Origin of the sequence: Collinsella sp. TF05-9AC (assembly GCF_003438495.1) — a bacterium.
Taxonomy (GTDB): domain Bacteria; phylum Actinomycetota; class Coriobacteriia; order Coriobacteriales; family Coriobacteriaceae; genus Collinsella.
This window is the reverse complement of the sequence record NZ_QSSH01000022.1, coordinates 18,377-41,592: the sequence shown is the minus strand read 5'-3', so window position 1 is coordinate 41,592 and position 23,216 is coordinate 18,377. Positions and strand designations below refer to the sequence as shown.

Sequence of the window (23,216 nt, the reverse complement as noted above, 5' to 3'; positions counted from 1 at the left end):
TGAACTTAGAAGGGGGAGGCCTCGCGGCCTCCCCCTTTTTGCGTTATATACATGTTGTGCTTTGGGACCTAGCTTCCCCGTATGCGCTCTTACTGTTTGGCTGTTTTTTGAGTCCATCTAGTTTATTTGAGCGATAATTACTCGCATTGGCGTTAGGGAGGGCTTGATGTTTACCGTATTTGTCTTGGGCAATATTGCTTCGGGTAAGTCGACTGCCTGCCGCTATTTCGAATCTCGTGGCGCTATGCTTATCGATCTGGATGAGCTTGCAAAATCGCTGTATGTGCCGGGCTCTGATATCGTCAATGCTCTCGCGGATGAATTCGGTTGGGACATTTTGGATGAGGAAGGCGGCATTCGCCGCAGTATCCTCGCTTCTCGAGCTTTCGCTTCTCCTGATTCGGTCGCACGGCTCAATGGCATCGTGCATCCCGTTCTGATTGAACAGCTTTCGCTTAGGATTCTCGATCCGGTTTGTTGTACGGTTTCATCTCCCCGTTATCCCTTTGCGGTGGTCGAGGTTTCAGCTCCGACTGGTTTTGAGGATGCATTTGGCTTGGCTGATGAAATTCTGGTCATTAGCGCCCCTTTGTCAGTTCGTCGCGAGCGCGCTATTCAACGTGGCATGGAGCCATCTGATTTCGATGCCCGTTCTGCTTGCCAGCCCGATGAGTCTGCGCTGTGCAATCTCGCTACAACGGTGATTGATAATTCGGCAGCCGATAATTCGCTCTTTGAGCAGCTTGACTCATGGCTTGCATGCCACGGGTTTATAGATACTCCGGATAAGGAGGAGGCCGATGCCTAAGGCACGTTTCTTTACGTGGTATCGCGTGGCGCCACTTGCCGTTGTGTTCGTCTTCGGCCTTATTTCGCTCGTCTACTCGTGTGCTCCTGCCGCTTTCTTTAAGCCGCTGTATCCGATTGACTACGAGGCGTATGTAAAGCAATCCAGTATTTCGCATAATCTGGATCCGTATCTGGTGTGCGCTGTCATTAAGTCGGAATCGAATTGGGATCCCGAGGCCGAGTCGAATCAGGGTGCTCAGGGATTGATGCAGCTGATGCCCGAGACTGCCCAGGACATGATCGCCAAGGGCCTTGTCGACGGAGGGGAGTATTCGGTCGACAATCTTAACGATCCGGCTACGAATATCGAGTTTGGCTGCGCATACCTCTCGTATCTTCTCGCCTATTTCAACGGGTCGACGGATAGTGCCATCGCCGCCTATAACGCCGGTATGGGCAATGTCGACGGATGGGCGCAGCAGAACACGTCACTCCATAATGCGATTACCTTCCCTGAAACTCAGGCTTATCTGATTCGCGTCAATAATGCCTGGGTTCGATATAAGACTCTCTATCCCGATCGGTTCGTATAGGACTAAGCCCACCGCCTGCGTATACTGCAGATGTACGAGTTAGGAGTATCCATGGCGGAATTTGAAGTAGAACGCGTTGGTGGTGAACTTAAGCGCTTTGGCGTTGAGGGCGCTGATGTGCCGTTTAAGGTCGTGTCTCCATACGAGCCCGCTGGTTCCCAGCCTAAGGCCATTGAGTCACTTGTGCGGGGCGTGAGGGACGGAGACCGCTATCAGGTTTTGCTGGGCGTGACTGGTTCGGGCAAGACCTTCACGATGGCAAAGACTATTGAGGCCCTGGGAAAGCCGACGCTGGTCATGGCTCCGAATAAAACGCTCGCCGCTCAGCTTGCGAGCGAGCTCAAAGAGTTCTTTCCCAACAACGCTGTGGTCTACTTCGTCTCGTACTACGACTACTATCAGCCCGAGGCGTATGTGCCGCAAAGCGATACATATATCGAGAAAGACTCCTCGATTAACGAAGAGGTTGAGATGCTGCGACATCAGGCGACCGCATCGCTGCTCTCTCGACGCGATGTGATCGTTGTCGCATCGGTCTCGTGTATCTATGGCATTGGCTCTCCTGAGGACTATGCAGGTCTGGCTCCAAACGTCGACAAGAAGGTGCCGCTCGAGCGCGATGACTTTATCCATGCACTTATCGACATTCAATATGATCGCAATGACTATGACCTGGCACGCGGCACGTTCCGCGTGCGCGGCGATGTTGTCGACGTGTATCCGCCTTATGCCGAGCATCCGTTGCGGTTTGAGTTCTTTGGCGACGAGGTCGAGCTGATTGCCGAGATCGATGAGGTCACCGGTGAGATGCTTCGTGAGTACGAGGCCATCCCTGTATGGCCGGCATCGCACTACGTGACCGAGAAGCCGAAGGTCAAGGCGGCTCTGAAATCGATCAGCGAAGAGTGCGAGAAGCGCGTGGCGGAGCTCAAGGCGACCGACAAGTTGCTCGAGGCGCAGCGTCTGCAGCAGCGCACCGATTATGATCTTGAGATGCTCGAGACGATGGGCTTTTGCAACGGCATCGAGAACTACTCGCGTCATCTGGACGGTCGCAAGCCGGGTGAGCCGCCGTTTACCCTAATCGATTACTTTCCCAAGGATATGCTCTGCATCATCGATGAGAGCCATGTGACGGTGCCGCAGATTCGCGGCATGCACGAAGGTGACCGCTCGCGTAAGGTGACGCTGGTGGAACACGGTTTTCGCCTGCCCTCGGCGCTCGATAACCGCCCGCTTCGTTTCGATGAGTTTGAGGCAAGGATACCCCAGTTTATCTATGTTTCGGCCACGCCGGGCGACTACGAGCTGCGGGTGAGCCAAAACGATGTGGAGCAGATTATTCGTCCGACTGGCCTGCTCGACCCCAAGATTGACGTGCGTCCAGTTCGCGGCCAGATTGACGATCTTGAGGACGAGATTCGCGAGCGCGTTGCCCGCAAGGAGCGCGTGCTGGTGACCACGTTGACCAAGCGCATGGCCGAGGACCTGACCGACCATCTGCTCGACGCAGGCATTAAGGTCAATTACATGCACTCTGATACGGCGACAATGGACCGTGTCGAGATCCTGCGAACGCTGCGCGAGGGCAAGATCGATGTTCTCGTTGGCATCAACCTGCTTCGCGAGGGCTTGGATCTCCCCGAGGTCTCACTGGTGGCAATTCTCGATGCCGATAAGGAAGGCTTCTTGCGCAACCGCCGTTCGCTGATTCAGACGATTGGCCGTGCGGCCCGTAACGCCGATGGTGAAGTCATCATGTATGCAGACGTTGTGACCGATTCGATGAAAGAGGCCATCGAGGAGACGCAGCGCCGTCGCGAGATTCAGATGGCATATAACGAAGAACATGGCATTGTGCCCAAGACAGTGCGCAAGGCCATCAACGACATCTCAAGTTTTATTGCCGAGGCCGAAAAAACTGTGGGCTCCAAGGGACGCTCGAAGGGCGACTCTCTTGGCCATGGCGCATTCTATACGCCCGATGAGTCGGGCGAGGGCGGTGTGCCGGAAACGGTGGCGCCCGAGCAGACACTTGCGGAGCAGTTGGAAGAACTGCCGCATGACGAGCTTGTGCGGATCGTCGAAACCATGGAAGAGGATATGCGTAACGCTTCTGCCGCTATGGACTTTGAGGAGGCGGCGCGCCTGCGCGATGCCGTCGTTCAGATTCGGGCGATGCTCGAGGGTGCGTCTGAGGACGAGACGATCGAGCGCTTACGCTCGCAGGCCCGCAAGGGTTCCACGTTCGCATCGGGCAGAAAACGCCAGGGTGCACGGTTTAAGAAATAGCGAACAGGCCCCGAGTTCCCTGTGGAGCTCGGGGCCTGTGTCTTTTGCGCGCTGGAATTCGTGCGTTAGAGGTCCGCGATCAGGGCTTCGGCACAACGGATGCCGTCGGTGGCCGCGCTCATGATGCCGCCGGCATATCCAGCTCCCTCACCACAAGGGTAGAGGCCCGGGGTCGACACGGCATGGCACGTTCGGTCTCGGGTGACAGTGACCGGTGAGCTCGAACGAGTCTCCACGCCGGTAAGAACGGCATCGGGACGGTCGTAGCCTCGTAGCTTTTTTCCGAGTAGGGGAAGTCCCAGGCGGAGCGACTCGACGATATGCTGCGGCAGGGCTTCGTCAATTGTCGTCCAGGTCACACCGAGCGGATAGGTGGGCTTTACCTTTCCGGGCGCCTTGCTGGCGCGTCCTGCGAGGAAATCTCCGACGAGTTGTGCCGGTGCGTTCCAGTTGGAACCGCCCAGGCGATAGGCGGCCGCCTCGCAGGCGCGCTGGAGCTCGATGCCGGCGAGCGGGTCATCGTTGGGAAGGTCCTCAGGCGTGACGTTAACGAGCAGGGCGGCGTTTGCGTTGCGTCCGTCGCGGGCATTGAGGCTGGCGCCGTTGACGCACAGGTGGCCCTGCTCGGAAGAGGCGGCGACAACCTGCCCGCCGGGGCACATGCAAAACGAGAACACGCTGCGGCCGTTGGGAAGATGGGCGACGAGCTTGTAGGGGGCTGCTCCGAGGGCAGGATGTCCCGCCAAGGCTCCATATTGGGCTCGGTCGATGTCGCACTGCGGATGCTCGATGCGAACGCCCATGGCAAAGGTCTTTTGTGCGAGGGCCACGTTGTGGTCCTTAAGGAGCTCAAAAATATCGCGAGCAGAATGCCCACAGGCGAGGATGAGGTGCTTTGTTTCGATTGGCTCGTAAGCGGCGTCTTGGGACGATTGGACATCGATACCGGTGATGGCGCCAGACGCGTCGGTGCGAATGTCGACGAGCTTCGTTCGATAACGGACGACACCTCCGAGCTGCTCGGTGCGCTGGGATATAGCGGTGACAACCTTGGGAAGGATGTCGGAGCCAATGTGCGGCTTGGCATCCCACAGAATATCGCGGGGCGCACCCGCCTCGACGAAGGTTTCGAGGATAAGGCGATGGGCGGGATTTTTTGTTCCCGTATTGAGCTTGCCGTCCGAGAAGGTCCCCGCGCCGCCCAGACCAAACTGAATATTGCTCTCGGGGTCGAGGATGCGCTCCTTTAGAAAGAGGTCGATCGCCTGCGAGCGGCGAAATGCCGGGTCGCCGCGCTCGATAAGCAAGGGCTTAAGACCTGCTTCGGCGAGCGTGAGCGCAGCGAAAAGGCCGGCGCATCCGGCGCCGACAACGACGGGGCGCTCTTTGGATGCGTCGGAAATGGGGGAGGGGAATGAAGGCTCATCGTCTTCTATCGCGCGTACGAGCGAGCGGTCACGTTCGGAAACGCTGTCGACCGCTTCTCGCTCGAGGTGGGGACTGGTCAGCTCAACACGAAAGCTCAGGATAAAATGGACGTCTCGTTTTTTGCGAGCGTCGATTGACTTGCGGTGGAGCTCGATGGACTTGATCTCGGAGTCTTTGCAACGTAGGACGCGCTTGGCGACTCGCTTGCCAACAATGAGGCAGGCATTTTCATCGCCGGCTTCATCGAGCGAAGCGTTGACTTGGGTGATTTCGATCATCGAGGTCTCCTTAGAGGCAAGAAAGAGGCCGTCCGGTATCCCAGACGGCCCGAATGCGTTTTTGATTATAGACTGCGCGGCTACAGGCTGCTTGCAGCGCGAATGCCCGAGAGCCATGCCCACGCAAGGTTAAAGCCTCCGCAATCGGCGTCGATGTCGAGCGCTTCGCCGCAGACGTAAAGCGGGGCGTCGACAACGCTGCGCGCGCGTAGACTGGGTGTTGAGATACTCTCGACAGATACGCCACCACGCGTGACCTGTGCCGAGCGCTCCTCGGCTGTTCCCTCAACGAGCAACTTAAAGTGCTTGAGGATCGAGACCAGGTGGATGACATCGTTGGAGCCTGGATGGCACTGCTCGAACGCCGTGCAGACGACGCGGGAGAGTTGCGGGGCGAGCATGCCGTCGAGCCAACGGAGATCGCGGGGCGAAAAGCCGCCGAGCAGCTCAACGCGCCGGTTGAGCATATCGAGCAGCTCGTCTTTGGAGAGGTCGGGGAAAATGTCGAGCAGGATCGTATCACCGCGCTGGATACGACGGGAGAGGTTGAAGACAGCGACGCCCGAGATGCCGAAGGCTCGAAACAGGACTTCACCGTCTTCGTGCCAGAGCTCATTATGATTGCGGGCGAGCGTCAAGCGGGCGCGGACGCGCAGGCCGTCCAACGTCTTGAGTGCCGCCCGATCGCCGACGACCGTTGCCGATACGGGGCAGAGGATGGGGCGCAGCGAAGTGAGGGGGAGGCTAAACGTATCGGCGATACCGGTGGGGTTGCCACCCGTGGCGATAATTACGGCATGTGCCTCCAGGGCCTCGTTCTTGCGAGGGACATCGGCGAGCGCTTTCCGAAGCGAGCGGAGCTCCGTTTTTCGGTCGTCGTGCTTTTTTGCCTTGAGCGCCCGCGCTGGACGGTCTATTTGGAGTGTCCAGCCTTCGGAAGCTTTGTGCGCCGAGGCAACGTTGGCTCCGCAGATTAAGGTAATACCTAGGCGGTCGCAAACGTTGAGAAGCGCGTCGCGCACCGATTCTGCGCGAAGGGAGCGCGGGTATAGCCGGCCTTCCTCGGAGGTTGTCATGATGCCCAGCGAGGAGAAGAAACCCATAAGCTCTTGTTCGGGTTGGGGGCCCATGACAGATTCGACGAATGCGGGGTGGTTATACTGCTGAGGATCAATCGATTCGTTGGAGAGGTTGCAGCGGCCGTTACCGGTCGCAAGGAGCTTTAGGCCGCAGGCGACATCGCGCTCAACGATGCAGACGCTTTTGCCAGCACGTGCGGCCGTAATGGCGGCGGCGAGGCCTGAAGCCCCGCCGCCGATTACCAGGACGTCATAGAAGGCGCTCGTGTTCACTTAGGCCTCGTCGGTCTCGTGCGGGGTAATAGCCTCGACGGCAGAGACTGCCTTGGGCAACATGCCATCGGGCAGCGCGGTCTCAACCTCGCCCTTATCGCAGGCCTCGGCGAGTGCCGGATTAATGGGAAGCGTGCCCAAGATGTCGAGGTTATAGCGCTCTGCGACCTCGGGGAGCTTGCTTTTGCCAAAGACCTCGATCTTCTTGCCGCAGTCGGGGCACTCGATATAGCTCATGTTCTCGACGATGCCCAGAATGGGGACGTTCATCTTCTCGGCCATGTTGACCGCCTTGGCGACGATCATCGAGACCAGGTCCTGCGGGCTCGTGACGATGACGATGCCGTCGACGGGCAGCGACTGGAAGACGGTGAGCGCGACGTCGCCTGTTCCCGGAGGCATGTCGACCAGCAGGTAGTCGATGGGGCCCCACGAGGTCTCGCTCCAGAACTGCCTAATGGCGCCTGCGATGACCGGACCGCGCCAAAGGACGGGGTCGGTCTCGTTTTGGAGCAGAAGGTTGGAGCTCATGACCTTGACGCCGTGCTCGGAGATTTCGGGCAGCATGAGGTTGCCAAGGGCATGGACGTGGCGTCCGCTCATGCCGAACATCTTGGGGATAGAGGGACCGGTGATGTCGGCATCGAGGACGCCGACCTTGTGGCCGTGACGGGCAAGCTCGGTGGCGATGGCACCGGTGACAAACGACTTGCCGACACCGCCCTTGCCGGAAAGCACGGCGATGACGCGTTTGACCTCGGACAGCGTGTTCTCCTCAAATTGCGACGGCGACGTTTGTCCGCCGGCGGCCTGTGCGTGTTCGCAACCCATGTATGACTCCTTTGTATATGCTGGGGCCGGGGCCCCGCGATGTGACACGAGCGTCATTGTACCCTCGTTTGCGAGCGGGAGTCATTTGCGATGCGTTTGGGCCGAGCGTGCTTGCAATACGATGGGCCCAAGCGAATGGGCGGGCTTACTGAACTTTGCTGGCGAACTCGAGGTATTGCATGCGCTGCAGCTTGTCGATCGTCGAGGCGTAGGGGCTGTCCTCCGATTCCAAGTCGTAGCGCAGCCCGTCGGCACCGAGATAGCCGGCGACATTGATGGTGGGCACATCTGACCTTGTCGCAAGCAGGGCCTTTTGGTAATTGGTGAGCGGGGCGCCGATCTTATTAAGGGTAATGGCTGCAATCTCGTTTGCCCCGACGGTGTCGTAGACGTTGAGCTCGGTATTGCCGGCGATCTCATAGTTAGCCCAGACGAGATATGTCGACTGATAGATACGGAAAGCGTGGCTTGCCGTATCTTCCTGAGGGTACAGCTCGTCGTTGAGGGTCGTTGCGGCGCTCGGCTGATGGTCGCCAAAAAAGACAAGAACAACCGGTCTGCCGATATTGCGGAGCTCGTTGATAAAGTACTCGAGGTCCCGGTCGGATGCGTTGATGCAGGTGAGATAGGTGTTGAGCGCGCTGTTGGCACCCTCGCTGGCTCCCTCGACCCAATAGTTTGTCAGCTCTTCGGCGGGAACGGTGCCATAGTCGTAGCCGCCGTGATTTTGCATCGTGACGTCAAAGATGAACTGCGGCGCTTCGTCGGTTCTAAGCAGGTCGAGTATCTTGTCGTAGGTGGCGTAGTCGCATACGCCGGCATGGTAATAGGGCGCACCTTCGAAATCGCCGATTGAAAGAAAGTCTCCAAAGCCAAGCTGCTGATAGATTTTATCGCGATGGTAGTTGACGGGGTTTTGCGGGTGCATAGCGGTAGCGGTATACCCAAGCTCTTTAAGGTCCTTTGCCAGGCTGTTGACGCCATTCATCTGATACAGCTGATAGGGAATTTTGCCTAATCCGACAAAGGCCGTTGTCGCTCCGGTCAAAAATTCGAATTCGGAGTTCGCCGTTCCGCCACCGGCGACCGAAGCGAGCATGGTGCCGCGAACAAGTGTGTCGGGAAGCGAGTTGTAGAATGCGGGGCCGGTGTACCCGGCCGTCTGGAGCTGCTCAAAGCACGAAAGGTCGCTAAAACTCTCGTTCATGACGGCAACAATCGTCGGCTTGATTTCATTGAACTGGGCAACGGCCGCCGCGCGCTGTTCGCTCGAGCCATATGTGCTGTCGTAGACGGCGGCGAGCTCCTGCTCGATGCTCTGCGCCTCATCGGGCGTATAGTCTTCGGGCTTCTCAATGGGCAACTCGTTGACCATTTCGGTGAACGAAGTGATAAAACCCTGAGACGCATACGTGGTGATGGGCTGCCAACGGTCAAATCCAAAATCCAGCGCCTGCTCCAAGTCGATGTTGGAAAAGCCTGAGAGCCCCACAATGGTCACTAGCAGAAAAGCACAGAGGTTAGCGGCGATAGCGGGGAAGACATGGGTGGGCGTACGGAGCTTTCGCGGTCGGATGAGCGAAAGAAGCCCCAGGGAAATCTCCAGCAGGGCGAGAGAGGTTACGATTCCGGCGGTAAAGGTAAACTCGTATCCCTCGCTCACTTCCATTGCGGTGCCAAGGGCCAAGATATCGCTTGGCAGGATGGCTTCGCCTTTAAACGTTATGACGAAGTGCTCGGCAATGCCAAGGATGCAACAGACGACGGGCACGAGGGCCATGACGCCTCCATGACGCTGTCCCAGCAAATAAAGGGAGAGCAGAACCGTCGCGAGCAGCCCGACGGAAAACCCGAATGAGTTGGCGGGAATGCGATAGAACGTTTCGTTGCAGGCAATTTCGAGTGAAACGAACGAGAGCGCTGAAACAGCGGCGATGACAAGGATGTCACGGCAAATACAGGCAACTGTTCCCGTCGCAAGGTCGGTTTGGTCGATAAGTCCCGAAACCAAGGGCTCGACAAGAAGCATGACGGCGGCAGCACCGAGCGCCGAATAAGAAAGGACCCATAGGGAGCTGCCCTCATTTACGAGCAATTGATTCGTAACCCATGCAGCTACCACGCCGAGCGGGATGAGGAGCGTCGCGCACCAAAAGACGCGGGCAATGGGTGGCTTTTCGTTGCGTTTGATTGAAAAATACACGCGCACGACGACGGCGGCTACGATAAGGACGGCGATGAATATGGGCAGATTGGCCATGTCGCTCGAAGTGATTTCAAGGGGGATATCTTCGGTCATGGACGTTCCTCTGGTACAGCAAATTAAGTTCAGTATTAGATTACTGTAACCTTTCCACGGCATTTCGAGAAACAAAGCGCCCGATACGCAAAGCTAAAGGTCTGCGAATCTTGTATTACGAACATCTGTGCGCGTCGAGTGCGCTAAACTCATCGGCAGTATGGTTCGATGCAATAGGAGGCAAGGAGCTTCCATGTCTGATTCTTCTATCGTTATTCGCGGCGCTCGTGAGCACAACCTCCGTGATATCGATGTTTCCATTCCGCGTGACCAACTCGTGGTCATTACCGGTCTTTCTGGCTCGGGCAAGAGTTCGCTGGCATTCGACACTATCTATGCCGAGGGCCAGCGTCGATACGTCGAGAGCCTTTCGAGTTATGCGCGCCAGTTCTTGGGCCAGATGGACAAACCCGACTTGGATTCAATCGACGGCCTTTCGCCGGCTGTCTCAATTGATCAAAAGACGACATCCAAGAACCCGCGCTCGACGGTTGGCACCGTAACCGAGATTTATGACTATCTGCGCCTGCTGTTCGCCCGTGTGGGCACCCCGCACTGTCCCGAATGCGGCCGTGTCATTGAGCGTCAGACGACCGATCAGGTTGCCGACAAGGTCTTGGCGGCGGGGGAGGGCCGCCGCGCGTTTGTGCTGGCACCGGTGGTACGCGGGCGAAAAGGCGAGTACACCAAACTGTTTGAGGACCTTCGCGCCGAGGGCTTTAGCCGCGTGCGTGTCGACGGTGAAGTGCGCTCGCTCGACGATCCGATCGATCTGGACAAGAAGTTCAAGCACGATATCGAGGTCGTGGTCGATCGCATCGTGATTCGCGAGAACTCGCTGGGCCGTATCGCCGAGTCCGTTGAACAGGCGACTGCGCTGGCGCACGGCAATGTGAACGTATACTTGCTGCCCGACCGCGACGCTCCCGAGGGGACCGAAGGCGAGTTGCTGGAGTATTCGCTGGCGTTAGCGTGCCCGGAGCATGGACACTCCATCGATGACCTGCAGCCGCGCGATTTCTCGTTCAACGCGCCCTATGGCGCGTGCCCCGAGTGCGATGGCCTGGGTTTTAAGAAGACGGTCGATGCCGAGGCCCTAATCGAAGACCCCTCGAAGTCGATCGCCGACGGGGTCTTTGGCAGCCTGTTTGGCAACTCTAACTACTATCCGCAGATTTTCGCTGCGGTTTGTAAGCACTTCAAGGTGAGCGTCGATACGCCGTGGGAGGATCTGCCTCCGCGGGTGCGTCGCGCGTTTTTAGACGGCATGGGCGACCAGAAGATTTCGGTCGACTATCAAAAGCTCGATGGGCGCCGCAGCCAGTGGGACACCAAGTTCTCGGGCGTGCGCAATATCCTGTACGAGCGCTATACCGAGACGACGAATGAGAACACCAAGGCGCGCTTGGAGAAGTACATCCGCGAGGAGCCGTGCTCGAGTTGCCATGGTGCTCGTCTGCGCCCCGAGATGCTCGCCGTTACCGTAGGCGGTAAGTCCATTTACGAGGTCTGCTGCCTATCGTGCCGCGAGTCGCTCGAGTTTTTTGAGGGCTTGGAGCTTACCGAGCGCCAACAATTTATCGGCGGGCGCATCGTTAAGGAAATCCTGGAGCGCCTGCGCTTTCTGGTCGATGTCGGACTCGACTATCTGACCCTCGACCGTGCCTCGGCGACGCTTTCCGGAGGCGAGGCCCAGCGCATTCGCCTGGCAACGCAGATCGGCGCCGGCCTCATGGGTGTGCTGTACATTTTGGACGAGCCGTCGATCGGCCTCCATCAGCGCGATAACGAGCGCCTGATCAAGACGCTTGAGCGCCTACGCGATATCGGCAATACCGTCATCGTCGTCGAGCATGATGAGGATACGATTCGTGCTGCCGACTATGTGATCGACATGGGCCCCGGTGCGGGCGTGAACGGCGGACACGTGGTCGCCGCGGGAACGCCTGCCGATATCATGGCGTGCCCCGATTCGATGACGGGTGCCTACCTGACCGGCAAGCGAATGATTCGGGTTCCCGATGAACGCCGCAAGCCCGGTCGCGGCTGCCTTAAGATCACGGGCGCCCGCGCCAACAACCTCAAAAACGTTACCGCCAAGATCGAGTTTGGTACGCTTACGGTTGTTACCGGCGTGTCGGGATCGGGCAAGAGCTCCCTGGTTACCGACACCATTGCGCCTGCGCTTACGAATGCCATTCACCGTTCGACGCGTCCTGTGGGCCCGTACAAAAAGCTCGAGGGTATCGAGTGCATCGATAAGGTGATCGACATCGACCAGTCGCCGATTGGCCGCACGCCGCGTTCCAACCCTGCTACGTACATTGGCCTGTGGGATGATCTTCGCGCGCTGTTTGCGAGTACGCCGGAGTCGAAGGCGCGTGGCTACTCGCCGGGACGTTTCTCCTTTAACGTGAGCGGCGGTCGCTGCGAAGCATGCAAGGGCGACGGACAAATTAAGATCGAGATGCACTTCCTTCCCGATATCTATGTCCCCTGTGAGGTCTGCGGCGGCAAACGCTATAACCGCGAGACGCTTGAGGTCACCTACCGTGGTAAGACCATCTCGGACGTGCTCGACATGAGCGTCACCGAGGCACTGGCCTTCTTTGGGAATATCCCGCAGATTAAGCGCAAGCTCCAGACGCTGTACGATGTAGGCTTGGGCTACGTGAGCCTGGGCCAGCCCGCCACGACGCTCTCGGGCGGCGAGGCGCAGCGTGTGAAGCTCGCCAAGGAGCTTCATCGACGCCAGACGGGCAAGACGTTCTATATTTTGGACGAGCCGACGACCGGCCTTCATTTTGAGGACGTCCGCCAGCTGCTCGATGTGCTGCAGCGCTTGGTCGATGCGGGCAACACGGTGCTGGTGATTGAACACAACCTTGATGTCATCAAGGTTGCCGACCGCCTGATCGATATGGGCCCCGAGGGCGGTAACGGCGGCGGAACCGTCGTGGTTTCGGGCACACCGGAGCAGGTTGCGGACTGTCCGCAGAGTTATACGGGCAAGTTTTTGGCGCCGTTGCTCAGGCGTGACCGGGAGCGTCAGGCTCAACTTAATGCTCAATAAATAGGCGATTCAGTTTATGGGCGCCATCGACTCCTTGTGATTCGATGGCGCTTGCTGTGTCGAAGTGACGTATGCAGCCGAATTGGACATATACTTAATCCTTGCGTCCGAATGCGAGGGAAAGGATATGCCATGGCAAAGGCTGTAAAGACGCCAAAAACCAATGCGATGCGCGAGCTGGAAAGCGCCGGCATTTCCTATGTTCTACATACGTACGAAGACGATGGTGATGAGTCGGCGGGCCTGGGGGTCGCGATTTCGGAGCAGCTTGGCGAGGAGCCCGGTCAAGGATTTAAGACCTTGGTCTGCGTGACGCCGTCCAACGACCACGTCGTGTGCTGCATCCCTGTTGCCGACGAGCTCGATCTAAAGTCCGCCGCGCGTGCCGCGGGGGAGAAGTCCTTGGCCATGATGCATGTGAAGGATTTGCTTGCGGCGACTGGCTACGTTCGCGGCGGCTGCAGTCCGGTCGGTATGAAAAAACGCTACCGGACGCTCATTGATGAGACATGTGTCCTTTGGGATACCATTTTTATTTCGGGAGGCAAGCGTGGTTATCAGCTCGAGCTTGCACCTGATGATTTAATTGCATTTTGCGGGGCGACAGTTGCCGCGATTACGAGAGAGGACTGAGCGATGCCGCAGGAAGAATTGAAGCGCGGAGCTCATTTTGCAGAAGAATCTGCGCCTCAGACACCCTCATCCGAAGCTTCTTCGTCGCGAGATGACACTGACGACATGGGCTCGTCGGACTACTCCACGGTTGGTCGTTCCGCCGGGCTTATGACCATCCTGACCATCGTGTCTCGCGTCACCGGTTTTATCCGCACGTGGGCAATGGCGGCCGCTATCGGCATGTCGCTACTCTCGTCCTCCTATCAGGTCGCCAACAACCTGCCAAATATGCTCTACGAACTCGTGATGGGCGGCATGCTCGTGACGGCGTTTTTGCCCGTGTACATGGGCGTGAGGCGTGAGCAGGGTCGCGAGGCCTCGAACGAGTACGTGGGCAACCTGCTTGGCATTCTGCTTTTGGTGCTGGGTGGCATTTCGTTGTTGGGGACCGTGTTCGCCCCGGGCTTTATCTGGACGCAGTCGTTTCTTTCGGGCGACGGTGGCAGCATGGATACCGCTGCGTTTATGTTCCGTTTCTTTGCTATCCAGATTCTGTTTTACGGCTTGGGCTCGGTGTTCTCGGGTGTCCTCAACGCGCACCGCGACTACTTCTGGTCGACGTTTGCCCCGGTCCTTAACAACGTCATCGTCATTGCAAGCTTTATGGGCTTTGCGCCCGTGTCCGCGCAATTTGGCGAGCATGCCGGCATCATCTTGATTGCGGCTGGTACAACCCTCGGCGTTTTTGTCCAGATGGCCTGCCAGATTCCCGCGCTTGGCAAGCACGGCGTTCATCCTCATATCCATATCGACTTTAAGGATCCTGCGCTGCGTCAGACGATTGCGCTCGGTATCCCGACGCTGCTTGCCACGGTGTGCATGTTTGTCTCGACCTCCATCACCAATGCCGCTGCGCTGGTGGTTCAGCCCGAGACGGGTCCTTCCGTTATTGCCTATGCGCGCCTGTGGTACACGCTGCCCTATGCGCTGATTGCCGCCTCGCTTTCGACGGCGCTCTACACCGAGCTGTCCCATGATGCCCAGGAGAAGGATTACGACAGCGTTCGCATGGGCATTTCGCGCGGTGTCGCCCAGATGCTTTTCTTCCTGATTCCGTTTGCGCTGTACCTGATCGTCTTTGCTCGTCCGCTCAACATGATTTACTGCGCTGGCAAGTTCGATGAATCCGGCGTGGCACTGGTATCCGAGTTTCTAATTTATCTGGCGCTCTCCCTGCCGCTCTACGGCGTGGTCGTGCTGATGCAGAAGAGCTTCTCGGCTCTGCTCGACATGAAACCCTATAGCCGCTATTGCCTGTATTCCGCTATCGGTCAGGCCGGCTCGGTGCTGCTGTTTGGCGTGGTGCTGGGCTACGGTATGCCCGCGATCGCGCTTTCGTATGTCGTCGACTACGTGATTTTGGTTGGCTGCTCACTGTGGTGGCTGCGTCGTCGCCTCCACGGTCTTCAGGTCAAATCTATTCTGCATGGCGGCTTCTTTGGCCTTTTGCTCGGCGGCCTGGGCGCTGCCGCGGGTGCCGCCGTCATGTGGGCGCTTGAGCACTTTGTCGGGGTCCTCGGTGGATCGATTCTGATTACCTTGGGCTATGTTTGCGTTGCGGGCATCGTCTCGCTCGCCGTCACCTTTGGCCTGGCGGTTGCCTTTAAGATGCCCGAGGTCTCGGCGCTGCTTCGCCGCAAGTAGGTAAACGTGGCGGGTCACGATAACATTCCAACGCTTGCCGAGCAGGTTTCGCGTGTTCCCACGCAGCCCGGCTGCTACCTTTGGAAAGATGCCAAGGGCGATGTCATCTATGTGGGTAAGGCGAAAAGCCTGCGCGCCCGCATGCGCCAATACGTAACGCTGCAAGATGAACGTCAAAAGATTCCGCTCATGATGCAGCTGGTGGCGAGCTTCGACTATATCGTGGTGGAGACCGAGCACGAGGCATTGGTGCTCGAGCGCAACCTGATCGGCCAGTACCATCCATACTTTAACGTCGACCTCAAGGACGATAAGAGCTATCCCTTTATCGCTATTACCAAGAGCGACCTGTTTCCCGCTATTAAATACACGCGCGAGCGCCATAAGCCCGGTACGCGCTATTTTGGCCCCTATACCGATAGCCGTGCTGCGCGTGAGACCATCGATACGCTGCGCAAGGTCATTCCTATTTGCTCGGCATCCTGTGCGGAGTGGCGCCGCTGCCGCCGCATTGTCGAGTCCCATAAGGGCGAAGAAGACATCGTCAATATGATTTGCGCGCAAAACGGGCGACCCTGCTTTGACTACCATGTCGGTCGTGGACCGGGTGCATGCGTCGGCGCGATTTCCCCTGCCGACTATGCCAAAAACGTCAAGCGAGTCGAGCGCTTTTTGTCAGGCCATCGCAAGGATGTCGTCGACGAGCTCACGTCTGAGATGACGGAGGCCGCCGAGGCACTCGACTTTGAGCGCGCGGCGCGCGTCAAGCGTCGCCTGGATGTCATTAGGGGCCTGGACGATCGCCAACAGGTCGTTTTTCCATCGAGTGTCGATATCGACGTCATCGGCTTCTATCGCGAGGAGACCATCTCCGCCGCTTGCGTCTTCGTCGTTCGCGAGGGCCGAACAGTTCGCACCTGCGAGTTCATTCTCGACAAGGGTCTTGATGTTGACGAGGAAGAGCTCCAGTCGGGCTTTCTTAAGCGCTATTACGACGAGACGGCTGATATTCCAGCTGAGGTCAACCTTTCCGTCGAGCTTGAGGATGCGGAGGCGCTGGGGGAATGGCTTGCGGGCAAGCGCGAGCGTTCCTGCCATCTCCATAGGCCGCAGCGTGGCGAAAAGCACCGTTTGCTCGATATGGCATCCAAAAATGCGCGCCATGCCCTCATGCGCTACATGATGCGAACGGGGTACGCTGACGACCGCACCAATCAGGCGCTCCTGGAGCTCGAAAGCGCGCTGGCGCTGCCAGCGCCGCCGATGCGTATCGAGTGCTTCGATATCTCGACGCTGCACGGAACCTTTACCGTCGCCTCGATGGTGGTGTTTACCAACGGGCGCGCCGACAAGAGCCAGTACCGTCGTTTTAAAATTCAGGCCGAATTGGACGAGGCAAACGACTTCGTGTCGATGTCCGAGGTTTTGGGACGACGCTATGCTCCCGAGCGCATGGCCGACGAGCGTTTTGGCTCGCGCCCCGATTTGCTCGTTGTCGATGGCGGTAAGCCGCAATTGACCGCTGCGATCAAGCAACTTGAGGCTCTTGGGCTCGATATACCAGTTTGTGGCTTGGCAAAGGCCGATGAGGAAGTTTTTGTGCCTTGGGACGAGACTCCCGTCGTGCTGCCGACCGGGTCTGCTTCGCTCTATCTAATCAAACAGGTGCGCGATGAATCGCACCGTTTTGCAATCACATTCCATCGTGAGTTGCGCGATAAAGCCATGACAGTTTCGGTACTCGATGACGTTCCAGGCGTGGGACCCACCAGAAAACGTGCCCTTATGCGCCATTTTGGTTCGATGAAGCGTTTGCGCGCGGCGAGCGAGCAAGAGATCGCGGAAGTTCGCGGCATACCTGCCGATGTTGCCAAGGCGGTCCACGAGGCGCTCGTTGCGTGGAATGCCGAGCGCGCCGAGGCGGCGGCTGGCCATTCCGATAGCTAAACACGAGCCTAAACTACTGATATACATGATTGCGTGATTTTCAACCATTTATTTCGCCATGATTGCATGCTGGTTTCGGGTTTTATTAACGCTAAAACGTTTGACTAGTCATGGTGAACAACCCTGCTATCCTGCGGGTTGACGAAGACTGATATCTCACCTCGTCGATACATACTGTCTGGCGAATCATTTGTCAATGAATTCGGTGAACGGTAGTAAATACCGTTCAAGCGTATGTATGTATCGGTCGCCGAGCGCGGCACCTCAGTTGGGTTCGTCGGTAGGTAAGGTATATATCGTCCGCAAGTTGCGCGGGGGCAAGTCTAGGTGCTCCCGAGTAAGATTCTCTATTGATAGGAGAAGACATGGCCATCATCAACAAGGGTATGTCCAGGCGTTCGTTCCTCGGCCTCACCGGCAGCGTCGCTGCTGTCGCCGGCCTTGGTCTCACCGGCTGCGGTGGCAGCTCCAGCGACGAGGGTTCCGCTTCCGGTTCCACCGATTCCGCCAACCGTGGCGGCGGCGTGATCACCGCTGGTTCCGCTTACGCTCCGTCCAGCTTCGATCCCGCCAGCACCGGCTCCGCTGTGGGCCTGGGTGCTAACTGGCACGTCGTCGAGGGCCTCTACGGCATCGATTACCACGACTACAGCACCTTCAACGAGCTCGCCACCGACGATCCTAAGTCTGTGGACGACACCACTTTCGAGGTCACCATCCGCAAGGGCGCCAAGTTCTCCGATGGCACCGAGGTCACCGCTGACGATGTCGTCGCTTCCTACACCGCTTGCGCCGCTTCCGCTACCTATGCTCCGTTCTTCCAGCCCTTCGAGTCCATCGAGGCCAAGGACGCCAGCACCGTGACGGTCAAGACCAAGGTCCCCAACTTCTCCCTGCTCAAGGATCGTCTGGCCATCGTCCGCGTTACCCCGGCCACCCAGACCGAGGAGGATCGCGCCAAGCAGCCGATCGGCTCCGGCCCCTGGATGTACGACTCTATCTCCGATACCGAGATCACCTTGGTTCCCAACCCCGAGTACAACGGTGAGTATGCTGCCGAGGATAAGAAGATTCAGTACAGCATCCTGACCGACCCCACCGCTCGCGTTACCGCTCAGCAGGAGGGCTCCACGCTCGTTATGGAGCTCGTTACCGCTGACGCCGTCGACCAGCTCGAGAGCGCCGGCTGCAAGATCGATAACGTTCAGGGTTTCGGCACCCGCTTCATCATGTTCAACGTCGCCAAGGAGCCTTGGAACAACGTCAAGGTCCGTCAGGCTGTCATGTATGCGCTCGACACCGAGAAGATGGTCAGCAACACCTTCGCCGGCCTTGCCACCGCTGCCAGCTGCTACCTGCCCAAGAGCTTCACCAACTATCATGAGGCTTCCACGGTGTACAAGACCGACGCCAAGAAGGCTAAGAAGCTCATCGAGGAGTCTGGCATCACCCCGGGTGCCATCACCCTGCGCACCACCGATAACGAGCAGATTAAGGGCATGGCCGCCCAGGTCAAGAACGACCTCGACGCTCTCGGCTTCGATGTGACCATCCAGACCGATACCTCGCCGGCCACCTACGCTGCCATCGACGGCGGCGAGGCCTACGATATCCTCCTTGCCCCTGGCGATCCTTCCTGCTTCGGCGCCGACCCCGACCTGCTGCTCAACTGGTGGTACGGCGACAACGTCTGGATGCAGACCCGTTGCCCGTGGAAGGAGTCCGCTGAGTGGCAGAAGCTCCACGGTCTCATGGACGAGGCTCTTGCCGCCGAGGGCGACGAGCAGCAGAAGAAGTGGAACGAGTGCTTCGACATCATTGCCGACAACGCCGTTCTGTACCCTGTTGTCCACGTCAAGACCGTCTCCGCTTTCTGGGACGATCCGTCCACTGCGCCCAACGGCGAGGCCCTCGATGGCTTCAAGGGCATCGGCACGACGAGCATGTCCTTCAGGGGCGTTGCGACCGTCAAGGCGTAAGACTCGCTTGAGTCTGTATGCAGGATGTCGGCCGTTGGGACCGTATCCTCATAGTTGAAACAAAGACCCGGGCGGCAACGATGTCGCTCGGGTCTTGTAATGAGTATCCGTACTCATATACCAGTTGGTCCTACCGACAAAAGAAAGGGGAGAGAACGTGAACAACTTGCTACGTTTGATTGGAAGGCGTCTTGTGGCGCTGCCGATCATGGCATTGGGCGTCACCGTCCTGGTGTTCTTCCTTATGTCGTTCTCCAAGACCGACCCCGCCTACACGGCGTTGGGTGACGGTGCCTCGCCCGAGGCGGTTGCCGAGTACCATGAGAAGTATGGTCTGGACGACCCCTGGCCCGTGCGCTACGTGCGCTATATGGGCGATTTGATCCATGGCGACATGGGCACCTATGGTGCTGCTCGCAACTCCGTTGCCAAGCGCATCTCCACGGCCCTGCCCGTCACGATGCAGCTGACCTTTATCGGTCTTGCTATCGGTGCGGTCGTTTCGTTTTTGCTCGGCGTCATCGCGGCACTGTATCGCGACAAATGGCCGGACCAAGTGATCCGCGTCTTTTCCATCGCCGGCTTGGCAACCCCGTCGTTCTGGCTTGCCGTTCTGTTGATCCTGCTGTTCTCTTCCTACCTTAAGGTGCTCCCGGCATCGGGTGCTCTGCCTCACTTCACCACGAATCCGGTTGGCTATCTGGGACGTATGATCATGCCCGCCATCGCCTTGGCATTTCCGCTGACGGGCCAGATGACTCGTATCGTGCGTACCGCCATGGTCGAGGAGCTCGACAAGGATTATGTCCGTATGGCTCGCGGCGCCGGCGTTCCCGAGAAGGTCGTCGTCGGCATCAACGTTCTTCGCAATGCGCTGATCACCCCGGTCACCACCCTCGGTCTTAAGATCGGTTACCTCATGGGCGGCGCTGTCGTCATCGAGGTTATCTTCAACCTCCCCGGCATGGGCACCGCGATTCTGCAGGGCGTTCAGGGCAACGAGGCGAACCTGGTTCAGGGCGTCGTTATCGTCGTTGCTCTCGCCTTCATCATCATCAACATCGTGGTTGACATGCTCTACCTGCTCATCAACCCGCGCATCAGGACGGTGTAGATTATGGTAAAGATTCGAGAGAAGCAAACCGAGCAGCTCGAGAAGGCTGCCTCCAAGGGGCTCAAGCTCGGTGGCTGGAAGAAGATGACGCTGTCTTCTAAGATTGCCGCCGTCGTGCTGGTGCTGGTCGCCCTGACTGCGATCCTGGCGCCCCTTCTTGCCCCCTATAGCCCGGTCGAGATCTTTACGGCTCGCCAGGCTCCCGGCAACGGATTTATCTTCGGTACCGACGATAAGGGTCGCGACATTCTGTCGCGTATGCTCTACGGTGGTCGTTACTCGCTGATTATCGGCTTTGGCGCCACTGCCATGGCTCTGGTCTGCGGCTCGGTCGTGGGCGCCCTTGCAGCGGTTTCGCGCAAGGCCGTCTCCGAGTCGATCATGCGTATCCTGGACATCATCATGTCCATCCCGGGCATCGCCCTCGCGGCCGTCTTCGTCTCCATCCTGGGCAACTCCGTGCCGTCGATTATCTTCGCCATCGGCTTTATGTACACTCCGCAGATTGCCCGTATCGTGCGCGCCAACATCGTGTCCGAGTACGGCGAGGACTATGTCCGCGCGGTCATCGTTTCCGGCGCCAAGGCTCCGTGGATTTTGATCAAGCATGTTCTGCGTAACTGCATCGCCCCGATCATGGTCTTCACCGTTACCCTGGTCGCCGACGCCATCATCTTCGAGGCCTCGCTGACCTTCATCGGCGCTGGTATTCAGGAGCCCACCGCTACCTGGGGCAACATCCTCGCCGACGCCCGCGGCGGCGTGCTTGCCGGCCGTTGGTGGCAGGCGCTGTTCCCGGGTCTGGCCATCATGATCACCTGCCTGGCGCTCAACATCCTCTCCGAGGGCATTACCGACGCCATGGCCGCTGCTCCCTCCGCCGCCCTGGATCCGACCGATTCCTCCAAGCGTCGCGAGGCCGACCTGCTGGTCTCCGACCCCGTTCGCGCCTACAAGGAGCAGGCCCAGTCCCTCTCCGCTCGCCTTGGCGCCCTGCGCGATGTTGAGCTCAAGCGTGACGATCGCCATGTGCCCGACGAGTCTGTCGAACCGATTCTCTCGGTCCGTGACTTCTGCATTCAGTTTGAGCATCACGGTGATATCAACGTCGTCGACCATGTCAACTTTGACGTCCGTCCTGGTCAGACCATGGGTCTGGTGGGCGAGTCCGGTTGCGGTAAGTCCATCACCACGCTGGCCATCATGGGCCTGACCGATGAGGACGAGCACCTTTCCGGCGAGGTCCTCTGGGAGGGCCGTGACCTGCTCAAGATGAGCAAGAAGGAGTGGTTCGGCCTGCGAGGTACCGATATCGCTATGGTCTATCAGGACGCCCTGTCCTCGCTCAACCCCTCCATGCTCATCTCTGCCCAGATGAAGCAGCTCACCAAGCGCGGCGGAACCCGCAGCGCCGAGGAGCTCCTGGAGCTCGTCGGCCTCGATCCCAAGCGCACGCTTGAGAGCTATCCGCACGAGCTTTCCGGCGGCCAGCGTCAGCGTGTCCTGATCGCTATGGCCCTTACCCGCGACCCCAAGCTGGTCATCTGCGACGAGCCCACGACCGCTCTGGACGTTACCGTCCAGAAGCAGGTCATCAAGCTGCTCAACGATCTTCAGGCCAAGCTCGGCTTTGCCATGATCTTCGTTTCGCACGACCTGGCGCTGGTCGCCGAGGTCGCCCACAACATCACGGTTATGTACGCTGGTCAGGTTATCGAGCAGGCGCCCACCAAGGAGCTGCTCACTAACCCGATCCACGAGTACACCCGCGGTCTTCTGGGCTCCGTTCTGTCCATCGAGAGCGGTTCGGGCCGCCTGCACCAGGTGCCCGGCGCCGTTCCGAGTCCGCGCGATTTCCCCAAGGGCGATCGCTTCGCGCCCCGCTCGAGCCATCCGCGTATTGGCCTGGACACCCGTCCGGTCTTCAAGCGCGTGCCCGGCACCGAGCACTTCTATTCCGAGCTCCCCGACGAGGTGCTCAAGGCAAATGGTTTGACCCCTCACGCGGAGGTGATGTAGATGAGCGAGACCGCAGTCAACGGCGTCGAGCCGATCATCTTCCTTGATGACGTCCACGTCACCTTTAGGACCCGTACCGGCTCGATTCTGCACCCCAACCTGGTTCACGCCGTCCAGGGTGTAACGATTAAGCTCATGCCCGGTCAGACGATCGGCATCGTCGGCGAGTCCGGTTGCGGTAAGTCCACCACCGCTAACGTCATGTGCGGCCTACAGGCCCCCACGAGCGGCAAGGTCTACTTTAAGGGCAAGGACGTTACCAAACGTACCGCCGAGGACCGTCGCCACATGGGTCGCGTCATCTCGGTCGTGTTCCAGAACCCGGCCACGGCGCTCAACCCCCGCATGGTCGTTCGCGAGCAGCTGCTCGACCCCATGCGCGTCCACAACCTGGGTACCGAGGCCGAGCAGGAGAAGCGCGTCAAGGAACTCTTGGAGCTCACCGGTCTGCCCAGCTCCGCTGCCGAGGTTCTTCCCGGCCAGCTTTCGGGCGGCCAGCGTCAGCGCGTCGCAATTGCCCGTGCCCTGTCGCTGAACCCCGATGCCATCATCGCCGACGAGCCCACCTCGGCTCTGGACGTTTCGGTCCGCGCGCAGATTCTGAACCTGCTGACCGACCTTAAGAAGGAGCTCGGCCTGGCCATGGTGTTCATCAGCCATGACATCCAGACGGTCCGCTATATCTCTGACGACATCATCGTTATGAATGGCGGCAAGATCGTCGAGCAGGGCGAGGCCAAGCAGGTCTTCCAGCACCCCCAGGACCCCTACACCAAGATGCTGCTCGGCGCTGCGCCGTCGCTGCTGCATCCCAAGCTCGGCGAGTAGCCTCGCTTTCCCTCCCGTGCGCCCGGTTCCCTTGCCGGGCGCACCTCCGTTGCGATTTCGAAAGGTTGGGTTCAC

At 58.7% G+C, this 23,216-nt stretch carries 15 protein-coding genes; 11 read left to right on the top strand and 4 right to left on the bottom strand.

The window, feature by feature from the left end; all coding sequences use genetic code 11:
• Window positions 1-166: 166 nt before the first annotated feature.
• From coaE to uvrB, 3 genes are read left to right on the top strand one after another with little or no spacing between them, the layout of a single operon-like run.
• The gene (gene coaE / locus DXC52_RS07100) at window positions 167-808 is read left to right on the top strand and encodes a dephospho-CoA kinase (protein WP_117746700.1); all 642 of its coding nucleotides are present in this window, start codon (window positions 167-169) and stop codon (window positions 806-808) included.
• Window positions 801-1,382 carry a lytic transglycosylase domain-containing protein gene (locus DXC52_RS07095; protein WP_117746699.1) on the top strand — a complete coding sequence of 194 codons (582 nt, stop codon included), beginning with the start codon at window positions 801-803 and terminating at the stop codon, window positions 1,380-1,382. The genes coaE and DXC52_RS07095 overlap by 8 nt, the downstream gene beginning before the upstream one ends.
• 51 nt (window positions 1,383-1,433) lie before the next feature.
• On the top strand, window positions 1,434-3,674 hold the full coding sequence (gene uvrB / locus DXC52_RS07090) for an excinuclease ABC subunit UvrB (RefSeq protein ID WP_117746698.1): 2,241 nt from the start codon (window positions 1,434-1,436) through the stop codon (window positions 3,672-3,674).
• A gap of 65 nt (window positions 3,675-3,739) precedes the next feature.
• On the opposite strand, the gene DXC52_RS07085 is transcribed toward uvrB, so the two are convergent.
• The 4 genes from DXC52_RS07085 to DXC52_RS07070 form a co-directional block, all read right to left on the bottom strand.
• The gene (locus tag DXC52_RS07085; RefSeq protein ID WP_117746697.1) at window positions 3,740-5,380 is read right to left on the bottom strand and encodes an NAD(P)/FAD-dependent oxidoreductase; all 1,641 of its coding nucleotides are present in this window, start codon (window positions 5,378-5,380) and stop codon (window positions 3,740-3,742) included.
• A gap of 80 nt (window positions 5,381-5,460) precedes the next feature.
• Window positions 5,461-6,732 (bottom strand): NAD(P)/FAD-dependent oxidoreductase, encoded by a 1,272-nt coding sequence (locus DXC52_RS07080; protein WP_117746696.1) that lies wholly within the window; start codon window positions 6,730-6,732, stop codon window positions 5,461-5,463.
• Window positions 6,733-7,563: an Mrp/NBP35 family ATP-binding protein gene (locus DXC52_RS07075; protein WP_006236172.1), complete on the bottom strand. Its 831-nt coding sequence runs from the start codon at window positions 7,561-7,563 to the stop codon at window positions 6,733-6,735.
• A 145-nt stretch (window positions 7,564-7,708) separates the two neighbouring features.
• On the bottom strand, window positions 7,709-9,862 hold the full coding sequence (locus DXC52_RS07070) for an LTA synthase family protein (RefSeq protein WP_158554611.1): 2,154 nt from the start codon (window positions 9,860-9,862) through the stop codon (window positions 7,709-7,711).
• A gap of 193 nt (window positions 9,863-10,055) precedes the next feature.
• On the opposite strand from DXC52_RS07070, the gene uvrA reads away from it, so the two are divergent.
• From uvrA to DXC52_RS07030, 8 genes are all read left to right on the top strand, one after another.
• Window positions 10,056-12,935: an excinuclease ABC subunit UvrA gene (uvrA, locus tag DXC52_RS07065; RefSeq protein ID WP_117746694.1), complete on the top strand. Its 2,880-nt coding sequence runs from the start codon at window positions 10,056-10,058 to the stop codon at window positions 12,933-12,935.
• 132 nt (window positions 12,936-13,067) lie between these two features.
• Window positions 13,068-13,568 (top strand): Cys-tRNA(Pro) deacylase, encoded by a 501-nt coding sequence (gene ybaK / locus DXC52_RS07060; RefSeq protein ID WP_117746693.1) that lies wholly within the window; start codon window positions 13,068-13,070, stop codon window positions 13,566-13,568.
• 3 nt (window positions 13,569-13,571) lie between these two features.
• On the top strand, window positions 13,572-15,254 hold the full coding sequence (gene murJ / locus DXC52_RS07055; protein ID WP_233504901.1) for a murein biosynthesis integral membrane protein MurJ: 1,683 nt from the start codon (window positions 13,572-13,574) through the stop codon (window positions 15,252-15,254).
• A gap of 6 nt (window positions 15,255-15,260) precedes the next feature.
• Complete coding sequence (gene uvrC / locus DXC52_RS07050) at window positions 15,261-17,201, top strand: excinuclease ABC subunit UvrC (RefSeq protein WP_117746691.1); 1,941 nt, start codon at window positions 15,261-15,263, stop codon at window positions 17,199-17,201.
• 365 nt (window positions 17,202-17,566) lie between these two features.
• Window positions 17,567-19,180 (top strand): ABC transporter substrate-binding protein, encoded by a 1,614-nt coding sequence (locus DXC52_RS07045; RefSeq protein ID WP_117746690.1) that lies wholly within the window; start codon window positions 17,567-17,569, stop codon window positions 19,178-19,180.
• A gap of 157 nt (window positions 19,181-19,337) precedes the next feature.
• Window positions 19,338-20,294 (top strand): ABC transporter permease, encoded by a 957-nt coding sequence (locus tag DXC52_RS07040; RefSeq protein WP_035138896.1) that lies wholly within the window; start codon window positions 19,338-19,340, stop codon window positions 20,292-20,294.
• A gap of 3 nt (window positions 20,295-20,297) precedes the next feature.
• A complete protein-coding gene (locus tag DXC52_RS07035; RefSeq protein WP_117746689.1) occupies window positions 20,298-22,313 on the top strand; it encodes a dipeptide/oligopeptide/nickel ABC transporter permease/ATP-binding protein in 2,016 nt (671 codons plus the stop codon).
• Window positions 22,314-23,141, top strand: a complete 828-nt coding sequence (locus DXC52_RS07030) for an ABC transporter ATP-binding protein (RefSeq protein ID WP_006236159.1) — start codon at window positions 22,314-22,316, stop codon at window positions 23,139-23,141.
• Window positions 23,142-23,216 lie beyond the last annotated feature (75 nt).

What these genes read in the sequence shown, in the direction of transcription:
- uvrA (WP_117746694.1), top strand. Translation starts at nt 10,056, where the DNA reads ATGTCTGATTCTTCTATCGTTATTCGCGGCGCTCGTGAGCACAACCTC.
- DXC52_RS07085 (WP_117746697.1), bottom strand. Translation starts at nt 5,380, where the DNA reads ATGATCGAAATCACCCAAGTCAACGCTTCGCTCGATGAAGCCGGCGAT.
- murJ (WP_233504901.1), top strand. Translation starts at nt 13,572, where the DNA reads ATGCCGCAGGAAGAATTGAAGCGCGGAGCTCATTTTGCAGAAGAATCT.
- DXC52_RS07095 (WP_117746699.1), top strand. Translation starts at nt 801, where the DNA reads ATGCCTAAGGCACGTTTCTTTACGTGGTATCGCGTGGCGCCACTTGCC.
- uvrB (WP_117746698.1), top strand. Translation starts at nt 1,434, where the DNA reads ATGGCGGAATTTGAAGTAGAACGCGTTGGTGGTGAACTTAAGCGCTTT.
- DXC52_RS07045 (WP_117746690.1), top strand. Translation starts at nt 17,567, where the DNA reads ATGGCCATCATCAACAAGGGTATGTCCAGGCGTTCGTTCCTCGGCCTC.
- DXC52_RS07070 (WP_158554611.1), bottom strand. Translation starts at nt 9,862, where the DNA reads ATGACCGAAGATATCCCCCTTGAAATCACTTCGAGCGACATGGCCAAT.
- DXC52_RS07030 (WP_006236159.1), top strand. Translation starts at nt 22,314, where the DNA reads ATGAGCGAGACCGCAGTCAACGGCGTCGAGCCGATCATCTTCCTTGAT.
- coaE (WP_117746700.1), top strand. Translation starts at nt 167, where the DNA reads ATGTTTACCGTATTTGTCTTGGGCAATATTGCTTCGGGTAAGTCGACT.
- DXC52_RS07035 (WP_117746689.1), top strand. Translation starts at nt 20,298, where the DNA reads ATGGTAAAGATTCGAGAGAAGCAAACCGAGCAGCTCGAGAAGGCTGCC.
- DXC52_RS07075 (WP_006236172.1), bottom strand. Translation starts at nt 7,563, where the DNA reads ATGGGTTGCGAACACGCACAGGCCGCCGGCGGACAAACGTCGCCGTCG.
- ybaK (WP_117746693.1), top strand. Translation starts at nt 13,068, where the DNA reads ATGGCAAAGGCTGTAAAGACGCCAAAAACCAATGCGATGCGCGAGCTG.